Origin of the sequence: Micromonospora sonneratiae, assembly GCF_042679305.1 — a bacterium.
GTDB classification, from domain to species: Bacteria; Actinomycetota; Actinomycetes; order Mycobacteriales; family Micromonosporaceae; genus Micromonospora_H; species Micromonospora_H sonneratiae.
The window spans coordinates 25,952-37,688 of the sequence record NZ_JBHTMP010000005.1; the positions used below are offsets into that span (position 1 = coordinate 25,952).

Below are 11,737 nucleotides of genomic sequence, written 5' to 3' on the forward strand. Positions count from 1 at the left end.
TACCCCGATCAGCCCGCTGAAATCGGCTCACGGGAGTTCTGGCGCGGGTCGGATCCGTGTTCGGTCACGGTGTGGAATACGGCTAGCCTGAAACGTGTGGGTGATCCAGGCCACTCGGTCGTGTCGTCTTCCCGCGAACCTGACGGCCGGTCTCACCTGTCTAGTAAGAACAGCCGTGAAGCGACGAGGAGGTGCCCGTGACGCAACAGACCCGGGACGAGTTGGGCGATACATTGCCGCACGACGAGTTTCGCGCCGCCAGTGAAGCAATCGTCGCCAACATCGAGGAGGTGATCGAGGGCAAGACAGCGACGGTCCGACTGGCGCTGGCGGTCCTGCTGGCCGAGGGCCACCTCCTCATCGAGGACGTGCCCGGGGTAGGCAAGACCAAGCTCGCCAAGGCTCTCGCCCGCTCGATCGACTGCTCGGTACGACGGATCCAGTTCACCCCCGACCTGCTGCCCAGTGACGTCACCGGGGTCAGCGTCTACAACCAGGAGACCCACGACTTCGAGTTCAAGCCGGGCGCGGTCTTCGCCAATCTGGTCGTCGGCGACGAGATCAACCGGGCCTCGCCCAAGACCCAGTCGGCGCTGCTGGAATGCATGGAGGAGCGCCAGGTCACCGTCGACGGCACGACCTACGAGCTCCAGACGCCGTTCATGGTGATCGCGACACAGAACCCGATCGAGATGGAGGGCACCTACCCGCTCCCGGAGGCACAGCGCGACCGGTTCACCGCCCGGATCGCGATGGGTTATCCCGATGCCGGGGCGGAACTGGCCATGCTCGACGCGCACGGCAGGGTCGACCCGATCCACGCGCTGCGCCCGGTCTCCGACGCCGCCACCGTACGCAAGCTCATCACCACCGTACGGCACGTCCACGTCGCCGACGCGGTCAAGCAGTACGCCGTCGACCTGGTCACCGCCACCCGTGAGGCACCCGAGCTGCGGCTGGGCGCATCCCCCCGGGCGACCCTGCAACTGCTGCGCACCGCCCGGGCGTTCGCCGCTCTGGAGGGACGCGACTACGTACTCCCCGACGATCTCCAGGCGCTGGCCGTACCGGTACTGGCCCACCGCATCATCCCGACCGCCGACGCCCAGCTCGCCCGCCGTACCACCGACGCCATCGTGTCCGACCTGGTACACCGGCTGTCGGTGCCGCACGACCGGCAGCGTTCGCCCTATGACACCCGGCCCCCGTCCGACGGCGGCAACGGGCGATCGCCGTACGAGCCGCGGCGCCGATGAACATACGCGCGGCGCTGGCCGGTCTCACCACGCGCGGCCGTTCGTTCCTCGCCGCGGCCGTCGCGGCGGCGCTCTCCGCGGTCCTGCTCGGTGAGAAGGACCTGCTACGGGTCGCGATCCTGCTGGCTGCCCTGCCGTTGCTGGCGGTGCTCTACGTCGGGCGCAGCCGCTACAAGCTGGCCTGCCAACGCACCCTGGAGCCGCACCGGGTTCCCGTCGGTGCCAGCTCCCGGGTGGTGCTACGGCTACAGAACCTGTCCCGGCTGCCGACCGGGACGCTGCTGCTGGAGGACCGGCTGCCCTACGCCCTGGGCAGCCGGCCCCGGGTGGTGCTGGAGCGGTTGGGAGCGCAACAGGCCAGTTCGGTGGCGTACACCGTGCGGGCCGATGTCCGGGGCCGGTACGACGTCGGCCCGCTGGTGGTCCGGCTGACCGACCCGTTCGGGCTGTGCGAGCTGACCCGGGCGTTCCCCAGCACCGACCGGCTCACCGTGATTCCGCAGGTCAACCCCCTGCCGACGGTCCGCCTCGCCGGGGAGTACGCCGGCAGTGGCGAGAGCCGGGCCCGGTCGGTGGCGGTACACGGCGAGGACGACGCGGCGACGACCTGCGCCGGGTGCACTGGAAGTCGACCGCCCGCACCGGCGAGCTGATGGTGCGCCGCGAGGAACAGCCCTGGGAGAGCCGGGCGACGGTGGTGCTGGACACCCGGGCGATCGGCCACCAGGGCGACGGCCCGACGTCGAGCTTCGAATGGGCGGTCTCCGCAGCCGCCAGCATCGCCGTCCACCTGCGACACGCCGGTTACAAGCTGCGGCTCGTCACCGGCTCCGGGCTCGACGCCGACGCGGCCGAGGCGGGCGGGGACGGCCTGCTGCTCGACCACCTCGCCGAGGTCCGGCTGGCCCAACGGGGGGACATCGCGACCCTCGTCGAGCGGGTACGGCAACGCTCCGACGGTGGCCTGGTCATCGCCCTGCTGGGCATGCTGACCCCGGCCGAGGCCAAGATCCTGGCGGCGCTGCGGGGCAGCGGCGCGACCTGCATAGCTCTGCTGGTGGACAGCTCGACGTGGCTCAACCTGCCCCCGACCGCCCGCGCCGAGGCCGAGCAGATCCGGGGTGCCGCCGTACTCGGCCTGTTGCAGAGCGGCTGGCGGGTGGTGGGCATCGACCACGGCAGCAAACTGGCCACGCTGTGGCCCCAGACCGGTCGTGGATCACAGGGGTTCGCCTGGCGGGCCGCGCTGGCCGAGACGGTAACGGGAGGCACACGATGAGGGGCAGCAGTCGTCTGGGGCTCGTCGCCGCAGCGGCCACCCTGCTGGCCTCGGCACCGCTGACGGCCATCTTCAAGCAGTGGACCTGGATGTTCCAGAGCTTCCTCGTGGTGGCGCTGCTGGCCGGTGCCGGGTTGCTGCTGCGCTGGTGGCGAACCCCGCTCTGGGTCCAGCCACTCGGCATGTCGGCCACCCTGCTGATCGCGCTGACCTGGATGTTCCCCAGCGGCGGCGAACTGCTGGCCCTGATCCCCACCCCGGACACCTTCGCCTATTTCGGCGAACTGATGAGCGGTTCGGTGCAGGACGTACGGTCGTACGGGATCAAGGTGCCGGACACCGACCCGCTGTTGTTCATCACCGTGCTGGGGATCGGCCTGGTCGCCGTGGTGGTGGACCTGATCGCGGTCGGGCTGCGCCGTCCGGCGCTCGCCGGTCTGCCGATGTTGGCCATCTACTCGGTGCCGGTGGCGGTGGACGTCGACAGCGTGCCGCCCCTGCCGTTCATGGTCGGCGCGATCGGTTTCCTGTGGCTGCTGGTCGCCGACAACGTCGACCGGGTCCGCCGCTTCGGCCGCCGGTTCACCGGCGACGGGCGCGACGTCGACATCTGGGAACCGTCACCGCTGGCGGCGGCGGGCCGACGACTGGCGATCGCCGGGGTGGCCCTGGCTGTCCTGCTCCCGTTCGTCGTGCCGGGCATGACCGGCGGGCTGCTGGACCGCCAGAACGCCCTCGGCGGGAACGGCAACGGGGAGGGCCGGGGCGGGCGGGGTGGACCGCCCGGGCGGGTCGACCTGTTCGCCTCGCTCAGTGGTCAGCTCAACCAGTCCGCGGTCACCGATCTGGTCAAGGTCACCACCAACGACCCGAACCCGTTCTATCTGCGGTTCGGGGTCGCCGACCGGCTCCACGGCGGCGGTTTCGGGATAACGACCCCGACCGGTCGACCGGTGACCCGACAGTTGCCCGACCCCCGTCAGACGGCCCGGTCCGGGGTGTCCCACACCACCTACCAGGCGAGTGTGGAGATCACCTCCGGCTTCAACATGCCGCTGCTGCCGATGTACCTCGAGCCCGTCAGCACATCGGATCTGGACTCCAGTTGGCTCTACGACGCCGACCTCCGAATCGTCTTCTCCAACCGGGCGAACTCGAAGGGCAAGAAATACTCGTTCGACTTCGTACGGGCGAACTACACGCCTGCGGTGCTGGACGCCGTACCGCCGCTGGCCGCCGACCACCCCATCCGTCAGCGCTACACCGGCATGCCGAGGGTGCCGGAGGTCGAGGCGCTCGTCGCGCAGTTGATCCAGGGGAAGAAGACCAGCTACGCCCAGGTACGGGCGATCTATGAGCACTTCTCGCAGGACAACAACTTCCGGTACAGCCTGAGCACCGAAGGTGGGACGAGCGGCCAGGACATCGTCAACTTCCTGACCAACAAGGTGGGCTTCTGCCAGCAGTACGCCGCTGCGATGGCGTGGCTGGTCCGGGCGGCTGGTATCCCGGCCCGGGTGGCGTTCGGGTTCAGCACCGGAACCAGGAAGGAAGGCAACACCTACGTCCTGACCAACCGCAACCTGCACGCCTGGACGGAGGTCTACTTCGACGGCGTGGGCTGGGTTCCGTTCGACGCCACCCCGGCCGCGTCCGTGCCCGGGTCGGCCCGTACGGCGTGGGCGCCGGACCTCGACGCGCCGGACCCGATCAGCCCGTCGTCCGGGTCGAACGCCAACCCCGGCCCGGACTCGTCCGCCGGACCGCGCGACGTCGAACGTCCCGAGCGGGACCCCGATGCCGGGTTCGCCGCCGACGGCGGGACCTACCAGCGCAGTATCCCCGTCTGGCCCTGGTTGTTGGGGATCGCGGTGGTCCTGCTGCTCGGGCTGCCGGCCCTGCGTCGAGCGCTACTGCGTCGACGTCGCCGCCCCCGGAAGCTGGCTGCGGCACCGGCCGGGTCGGTGACCGCCGAGCCGGCGCTCAGGACCGCCTCGATGGTGGTGGTCGGGGAAGAGGTCGAGCAGGCCCGTGCGGAGGCGCACGCCGCATGGGACGAACTGGTCGATACGTTGATCGATCTCCGGATGCGGGTGGATCCGACGGAGACGCCCCGGACGACCGCCGACCGGTTGATCCGTGACGGGCTGGTCGACGGTACGGCGGCTGAGGATGCCGCCCGGCTACTGGGCCAGGCCGAGGAACGGGCCCGGTACGCCCGCAATCCGCTGCCCGGTGGTCAGTTGACCGAGCCGCTGCGTACGGTCTGCCGGGCACTCCGGGCCGGTGCAGGTCGGCGGGTGAGGGTGGTGGCGGCGGTCCTGCCACCATCGGTACTGCTGCGCTGGCAGTCAGCGATCATGCGTACTTCGTCCCGGTTCGTTGCTGCGGCCGGGGTGTTCCGCACCCGGATGTCCGTTCTCCGGCCGCGTCAGTGGCGGCGACTGGCCGGTGGCAGGGCAACCCGCTGATCCAGTTGGTCGATCGGGGTGATCACGACCCCTGGCGAGTTGATCGGGGCCGGGCAGTTCCGCTGGCCGGCCCCGACACCGCCAGCCCCACCACACCACGAGGAGCCGGCCCGGCCACACATCGTGGATCCGGTCGTGACCGGCGCTGGGGCAGTATCAGTATCAGGCGGGCACGGAAGATCGTCGGCCGTTGGAGATCACCGGCAGTGGAGATCGCCGGCCGGCGCTGAGCATCGTCGAATCGTCGGCCGGCACCTGGCATCACCGGCACGGGCACGCGTCCCGCACCGGCGGAGAGCACAGGGTCAGCGGTGGCCTTCCGGCCGCTGACGCCACCTCTCCTCGATCCGGTCGAGCAACGACATCCGCCGACCACGAGTACGCCGGCTGGCGGTGCCGCCGACCACATGTAGGTCGGGCGACTGCGACCGGCGGTGCGACAGCACCGCAAAGCCGGCTGCGCCGAGCATGACGACGAAGCCCGCCACGCCGAGCAGCGGCGTTTTGCTCACCGTGCCGTAGATAACCAAGGCAAGGCCAGCAATGATCACGCCAGCGGCGACGAGCAGGCGACGCCGCGCGTGGAAGCGCGGGTCGCTGGCACGCACGGCCGAGGCGAATTTGGGGTCCTCGGCAAGCGACCGCTCGATCTGCTCGAACAGCCGCTGCTCGTGCTCCGAGAGCGGCACGGCACTCCTCCCCGGTCACGTTGGTCGGTCCGGTCGAACCGACAGACCGTGGCAGCCATCCGGCTGCTTACCCGCAAGTCTACGAGGGGGGTCGCGGGTCGGAAAGCGGGACGACCTACGGCCGTGGCGGATTTTCCGTCCGGCGCGATTCATCACTGCCCAACAGGCTAGCCGGACGTACCACGGAACGCCCGAAACGGGCAGCAGCGGCGTCCACGGCTGCCTCGGCCTCCCGCCAACCGTACTCGGGGGTGCCCAATGCAAGCTGTCTCGGGGTCGAGCCGGCGTCGGTCAGCCCTTCGACGCGTACGCCGATGAGGCGAATCCGGTCACCGGGGTTGAGCACCCTGAACAACGCCCAGGCGGTCTCGAACACCTCGCGGGCCACATCGGTGGGCGCCGGCAGGGTGCGGGACCGGTTCACCGTACGGAAGTCGGCCAGTCGCACCTTTATCGACACGGTTCGCCCGACCTGGCCCGCCCGGCGCATCCGGGCACCCACCTTCTCGGCAAGTCCCAGCAGCGTACGACGGATCGTCTGCGGATCCTCGATGTCGGTGTCGAACGTGGTTTCCGCCCCGATCGACTTCTCCGCCTGTTCGGGGCTGACCGGTCGCGGGTCACGACCCCAGGACAGCTCGTGCAGATGGGTGGCCGCCGCCTGGCCCAGGGCGTTGCGCAGCATGCCGACCGGCGCGTGGGCAAGGTCACCCACGGTCGACAGCCCGAGCCGGCGCAGGGACTCCTCGGCCCGCTCCCCCACCCCCCACAACGCGGTCACCGGCAGCGGGTGCAGAAAGTCGAGGACCAGCCCGGCCGGCACCACGAGCAACCCGTCGGGTTTCGCCCGGGTGGAACCGAGCTTGGCGACGAACTTGGTCGACGCCACCCCGACGGAACAGGTGATCCGCTCCTGCTCGGCGACCCGGGCCCGGATCAGCCGGGCGATCTCGACCGGGCGGCCCAGCAGCCGTCGGGCGCCACCCACATCGAGGAACGCCTCGTCCAGGGAGAGCGGCTCCACCAGTGGTGTCACGTCCCGGAAGATCTCCATCACCGCACGGGAGGCGGCGGCGTACTGCTCGAAGTCGGGTGGCAGGTACACCGCCCGGGGACACAGGGCACGGGCCCGGGCGGTCGGCATGGCGCTGCGGACGCCGTACGCCCGGGCTTCGTAGCTGGCCGAACTCACCACCCCGCGCGGGCCGACCCCGCCGACCACGACGGGCCGGCCACGCAACTCCGGACGGCGGCGCACCTCGACGGCGGCGAAGAACGCGTCCATGTCGACGTGCAGAATCGGGCAGCCGGTGTCGTCAGCGTCCGCGCCGAAGCGCGGATCACCGCCCCGGGGAACGGACTGACTGCGACCCATCCCCGCAGGCTAGCCCCCCGGGCAGACAATCCCGCCGGACCGGTCAGCCGCCGACGGCCGGATACGGACAGGTCAGCCGCCGACGGCCGGACGTCGGGCCGCTCAGCCGCCCCGGACGACCAGCAACGGGATCGTCATCTCCGTCGCCGTGCTGGACCCGTGATAGGCGACCAGTCGGGCCTCGACCGGGTTGTCGGTCCGGGTGGCCAGCACGACGTACGACCCCCGGCAGACCGCCACCACGTCGCCGACGCGGGCCAGATGCGCCTCGGGCACCGGACCGAACCAGCCGGCGGCGATCGCCTCCGCCCGGGTGGTGACCCAGGCCGCGTCACCGAGCACCGCGGACCAGGCGGCCACCACGTCGTCGGTCGCGCCCGGCTCGGTGTGCAGGTAGCGGACCCGCGGCTCACCGGCCACGACCCGCACCCCGGCCCGCAACCGGGCATCGGCATCCAGGTCGAACCGGTGCTCCAGCGGTACGTTGAGCTGCCCGTGATCGGCGGTGACCAGCAGCGCGGCGTCGGCCGGCAGCCCGGCGACCAGCCGGGCCAGCAGGGCGTCCACGTCGGACGCCGCCGCCCGCCAGGGTGCCGAGTCGACGCCGTCGAGGTGACCCCGCGTGTCCAGGTCCGGGTGGTAGCCGGAGACCAGCGTGGGACCGTCGCCAGCGGTGAGCGCGGCCAGCATCTCGGTGGCCAGCACGGTCGGATTTGCGGCCCCCCGGTACGCCCCACCCCGGTTGGCTGCCAGGGTCAGCCCGCTGCCGGCGTACTCGGGCCGGCTGACCACCGTCACCGCCACCCCGGCCGCCGCCGCCAGTTCCAACTGGGTGGGCACCGGCTGCCACCGCCGGGGCTCGGGGTCACCCGGCCAGTCGATGTGGGTGAGCACCTGCTCGGTGCCGGGCACGTTCACCCGGAAGCCCAGCACCCCGTGCGCGCCCGGCGCGACCCCGGTGCCGAGGGTGACCAGGCTGGTCGGCGTGGTCGACGGGAAGCCGGAGGTCAACGGCCGGCCGTGGCGGGCCGTCAGGTCGGCCAGGGTCGGCGCGTGGGGCGCCGCCACGGGAATCTGGTACCAGCCGAGTCCGTCGACGAGCAGCACGGCGATTCGACGTACGCCGTCCAACTGCCCGACCAGCCCCAGCGGATCGGTCGCACCGGGCACCCCCAGCACCGCCAGCGCGCTGGGCAGCACGTCGGCCAGGCTGCCCACGCCGTACTGCGGGTGGACGACGTCGAACAGGCCGGTCATGTCGTGCGGGCCGGGCATGTCGTAGGGGCCGGTCATGGCGTACGGCGGGCGAAGAGGTGCAGTTGGGCGGCCAGGTCACGGAAGGGTGGACGGGCAGCAGCGGCCAACTCCAGGGCCAGCAGCGCCTGCGGGTCGTTGTCGGCCGCCGACGCGGGGATCAGGTCGGCCAGCACCCGTACACCGTGGATCTCCTCGACCCGTAGCCCGGCGGCCCGCAGCAGCGTACTGGCGCTCTCGGCGTCGTACCGCCGACGCAGGGTGTCCCGGGGTCCGGCGTTCCCCTCGGGGTCGGCCAGCAGCGCGGCGGCGACGTCGAGGTGACCGTTCATCGCCCGGCTCAGTACGGCGGCGGCCCGACCGGCGACCAGCACACTGGCCGCGCCACCCGGACGCAGGGCGGTGGCAACGGATTCGACCACCCGCAGCGGATCGTCGACCACCTCGAGAACCGAGTGACACAGCACCAGATCCATGCTGGCCGGCTCGACCAGTCCGGCGAGGGCATCACCGTCACCCTGCACCGCACGGACCCGGTCGCCGACCCCGGCCTCGGCGGCACGACGGATGAGGGCAGCCAACGCGTCGGGGTTGGCGTCGACGACGGTCACCTGGTGGCCGGCCTCCGCCAGCGGTACGGCGAACCCACCGGTGCCGCCGCCGACGTCGAGTACGGTGAGCGGCTGACCGGCCCGGCGGTCGAGTTCGCCACGCAGCACCGTCCAGACCACGGCGGTACGGGGAGCCGCGTGCGGACCGGAGGCAGGTGTCGGCCGGCTCACCGTCGTACCCGGCCGGGTGTGTGTTCGCTCCACCCGGTTGAGCCTAGTGGTCGCCGCCCAGGATGTGGATTGCCGGTAAGGAAGGGTCGCCCGGTATCGCCTCCGGTACAGGAAGGGCTCCTTCCCGACCGAGCAGCCCTATCAACCGGGGCAACCGGGCCGTCTAGGGTCGATCGATGGATGAACCGCTACAGGTGCTGATCTCCGCCGACATGGAGGGCGTCGCCGGGATCGTGCACGCCAGCGAGACCAACCCCGAGCGCTACGACTACGAGCGCGGAAGGCGACTGGTGACCGCAGAGGTCAACGCCGCGATCGCCGGTGTCTTCGAGGCTGAGCCGACCGCGGTCGTACGGGTGGCCGACGCGCACGGCTCGTACCGCAACCTCCTCCCGGAGGAACTGGACCGTCGGGTCACGTTGATCAGGGGCAAACCACGGGCCTGGGGAATGTTGGGCGGCCTGACGGACAAGGTCGACGCGCTGCTGTTCATCGGCTATCACGGCCGGGCCGGCAGCAGTCCCGCCGTACTGGCCCACACCATGACCGACGCGCTGCTCGATGTCCGGATCGACGGCCGACCAATGGGCGAGATCGGCCTCAACACCCTGCTGGCCGGCAGCTTCGGCGTACCGGTGGTGCTGCTCAGTGGGGACGACGCGGCGGGTGCGGAGTTTCGCGACCTGGTGCCCGAGGCCACCGTGGTGGAGGTGAAACGGTCTCTGGGGCAGACATCCGCCGAGAGCCTCCATCCACAGGAGGCCCGCGAACGGATACAGGCCGCCACCACGATTGCGATCGACGGACGTGACCGGGTACCGGTGCTGCGAAGCACCGGCCCGGTCACCGTCGAGGTGGAACTCCACGGGCCGTCGGCGGTGGAGTTGGCCATGCTCATCCCGGGGATCCGGCGTACGGCAGCCGCCAGGACGATCACCTTCCCGGCCCGGGACATGGCTGAGGCGTACCGCCTGGTCCAGTTGCTCGTCCAGATCAGCCAGCTCAAGCCGACCTGACGGGCCGGTTCCAGCCCGGAGCCCGGGTTGGAACCGGCCCGTGCGAGGTGGGGGTGTCAGTCCTGCTTGTCAGCCGTGTCGAACATTCGCGTCAGTGCCCGACTCAGCCGGGTGAGCCATTCCTCCGCGGTTCCGCCCACCCAGGGATAGTCCTTCTGGAAGTCTTCCCAATCCACGTCCAGTTCATTGATCTCGTCGGGGACGGTCTCGGACTCCAACCAAGGGTCGAGTACCTCGTCCAGGAGTACTGGCGACAGTTTCGTCCGGGAGTCCTCCGCCAGCAGGACCGCGTCGTAGAGATCCTTCTCGTAGACGAAGCCCTCCGTGTATTCACCGACCGCCAGCCACAGGATCTTCCAGGCCAAGGAAAGCTCCCGGCTCGCCGCCCGTACGGACGCCGGCTCGCCGCCGTCACCCCTCGGCACGACCGTCTCCACCGGCGGCTCAGGGAGTTCCACGTCCAGGGCGATGTCCAGCTGCACCGATCCCGGCGGTACGCCGTCCGCTCGCCACGGGACACACACCCGCAGTACGGAGGTCGACTCGTAACCGATCGTCTCCCAGTCCTCCTCGCGGGTTGCGCCGTCCACGTCGAGCAGCACGCCGTCCGTTACCGTCGGTCGCTGCCGGATCAGGTCGAGCAGGTCCGCATGGAGGCGGTCGGGATCGGTCATCCGATCGACCAGCACCCAGTCGAGGTCGCCCGGCTCACGGGCCTGCTCCCCGGTCCAGGCCGGAAGCAGCATGCTGCCGCGCAGCACCAGATTCTCCCGCAACGGCGACGTGGCGACCAGGGCGAGTACATGGTCCAGGGCGGTACGTCGCAGCGTCCGCCAGCGGTCCGCCTGCGCCGGATCGGTGAACTCCGGCTCGCCGGGACGGATCCTGCGGTCGACGGACAGCGGTGACGGCTGGTCGACGGACGCCCGTTCCGGCTGGTCGACGGACGCTCGTTCCGGCCCGGTGATCCAGCCGGCGTCCACCGCCAGGTTGTCGTCGTACACCACGAACTCCTGCTCCACCTCCACCGTCGGGAATCCCCCGGCGGTCAGCGCCGCCAGCAGGTCGTCGAGACGCTGCCGGGCGGTGGGCAGGCCGACGTTCCAACAACGTTGGGTCACGAACCGCTCGTGCCGGTCTCCGTCCAGGGCCCGTCGGGCGTTACGGGAGACACGTGCGTCATGTGACTCCACCAGGGTCCGCACCGACGCCACCGCATCCTCGTCGGTCAGCACCAACTTGACGTGGTGCTCGAAGTAGCAGCCGGCCGGCAACTCCTCGGCCGCCCGGTCCGTCTGCGGCACGTCCTCGTTCCACGGTGCCGCCTCGATCTTCACCCGGGTCACGTCGTATCCGTCCCGGCGCAACCGGTCCGCCAAGTCCCGCGCCGCGTCACGCTGCTCCGCCAGGGTCCCCCGGCCACGGCTGGTCAACATCGGCTGGTCGGGGGTTTCACCCCGGTCCAGGACGATCCGAAGATATTTCACCCCGTTACGCTGCGCCCAGTCACGCAACGACCCGTCATCGCCTGTTCCGCCGTCCAGACGTACCGTCAGGTGCGTCTCGAAATCTCCGGCGAAATTCTTCATGTCACTCCATTGTGCTCGGTCGCGGG

8 protein-coding genes and 1 pseudogene are annotated in these 11,737 nt (G+C 70.6%); 4 read left to right on the forward strand and 5 right to left on the reverse strand.

Going from position 1 to position 11,737, the window contains the following annotated elements:
- Window positions 1–197 precede the first annotated feature (197 nt).
- From ACFQ4H_RS04815 to ACFQ4H_RS04825, 3 genes and pseudogenes are all read left to right on the forward strand, one after another.
- Window positions 198–1,256 carry an AAA family ATPase gene (locus tag ACFQ4H_RS04815; protein WP_377567379.1) on the forward strand — a complete coding sequence of 353 codons (1,059 nt, stop codon included), beginning with the start codon at window positions 198–200 and terminating at the stop codon, window positions 1,254–1,256.
- A gap of 2 nt (window positions 1,257–1,258) precedes the next feature.
- Window positions 1,259–2,535 (forward strand): annotated as a pseudogene (locus ACFQ4H_RS04820) (DUF58 domain-containing protein).
- The gene (locus ACFQ4H_RS04825) at window positions 2,532–5,006 is read left to right on the forward strand and encodes a transglutaminase TgpA family protein (RefSeq protein ID WP_377567380.1); all 2,475 of its coding nucleotides are present in this window, start codon (window positions 2,532–2,534) and stop codon (window positions 5,004–5,006) included. Before ACFQ4H_RS04820 ends, ACFQ4H_RS04825 begins: the two are co-directional and overlap by 4 nt.
- 305 nt (window positions 5,007–5,311) lie before the next feature.
- Here the strand turns inward: ACFQ4H_RS04825 and ACFQ4H_RS04830 are convergent, their stop codons facing one another.
- From ACFQ4H_RS04830 to ACFQ4H_RS04845, 4 genes are all read right to left on the reverse strand, one after another.
- Complete coding sequence (locus ACFQ4H_RS04830; RefSeq protein WP_377567382.1) at window positions 5,312–5,695, reverse strand: DUF3040 domain-containing protein; 384 nt, start codon at window positions 5,693–5,695, stop codon at window positions 5,312–5,314.
- 115 nt (window positions 5,696–5,810) lie between these two features.
- Window positions 5,811–7,070, reverse strand: a complete 1,260-nt coding sequence (locus tag ACFQ4H_RS04835; protein ID WP_377567384.1) for a DNA polymerase IV — start codon at window positions 7,068–7,070, stop codon at window positions 5,811–5,813.
- A 102-nt stretch (window positions 7,071–7,172) separates the two neighbouring features.
- Window positions 7,173–8,363, reverse strand: coding sequence for an alkaline phosphatase family protein (locus tag ACFQ4H_RS04840; protein WP_377567386.1), 1,191 nt, complete (start codon window positions 8,361–8,363; stop codon window positions 7,173–7,175).
- A complete protein-coding gene (locus ACFQ4H_RS04845) occupies window positions 8,360–9,106 on the reverse strand; it encodes a methyltransferase domain-containing protein (protein ID WP_377567621.1) in 747 nt (248 codons plus the stop codon). Before ACFQ4H_RS04845 ends, ACFQ4H_RS04840 begins: the two co-directional genes overlap by 4 nt.
- Window positions 9,107–9,282: 176 nt before the next feature.
- On the opposite strand from ACFQ4H_RS04845, the gene ACFQ4H_RS04850 reads away from it, so the two are divergent.
- Window positions 9,283–10,122 (forward strand): M55 family metallopeptidase, encoded by an 840-nt coding sequence (locus ACFQ4H_RS04850; protein WP_377567388.1) that lies wholly within the window; start codon window positions 9,283–9,285, stop codon window positions 10,120–10,122.
- Window positions 10,123–10,178: 56 nt separating this feature from the next.
- Here ACFQ4H_RS04850 and ACFQ4H_RS04855 read toward each other — a convergent pair whose 3' ends face one another.
- The gene (locus ACFQ4H_RS04855) at window positions 10,179–11,711 is read right to left on the reverse strand and encodes a nucleotidyl transferase AbiEii/AbiGii toxin family protein (RefSeq protein WP_377567390.1); all 1,533 of its coding nucleotides are present in this window, start codon (window positions 11,709–11,711) and stop codon (window positions 10,179–10,181) included.
- Window positions 11,712–11,737: the final 26 nt, after the last annotated feature.

What these genes read in the sequence shown, in the direction of transcription:
- ACFQ4H_RS04825 (WP_377567380.1), top strand. Translation starts at nt 2,532, where the DNA reads ATGAGGGGCAGCAGTCGTCTGGGGCTCGTCGCCGCAGCGGCCACCCTG.
- ACFQ4H_RS04835 (WP_377567384.1), bottom strand. Translation starts at nt 7,070, where the DNA reads ATGGGTCGCAGTCAGTCCGTTCCCCGGGGCGGTGATCCGCGCTTCGGC.
- ACFQ4H_RS04840 (WP_377567386.1), bottom strand. Translation starts at nt 8,363, where the DNA reads ATGACCGGCCCCTACGACATGCCCGGCCCGCACGACATGACCGGCCTG.
- ACFQ4H_RS04850 (WP_377567388.1), top strand. Translation starts at nt 9,283, where the DNA reads ATGGATGAACCGCTACAGGTGCTGATCTCCGCCGACATGGAGGGCGTC.
- ACFQ4H_RS04855 (WP_377567390.1), bottom strand. Translation starts at nt 11,711, where the DNA reads ATGAAGAATTTCGCCGGAGATTTCGAGACGCACCTGACGGTACGTCTG.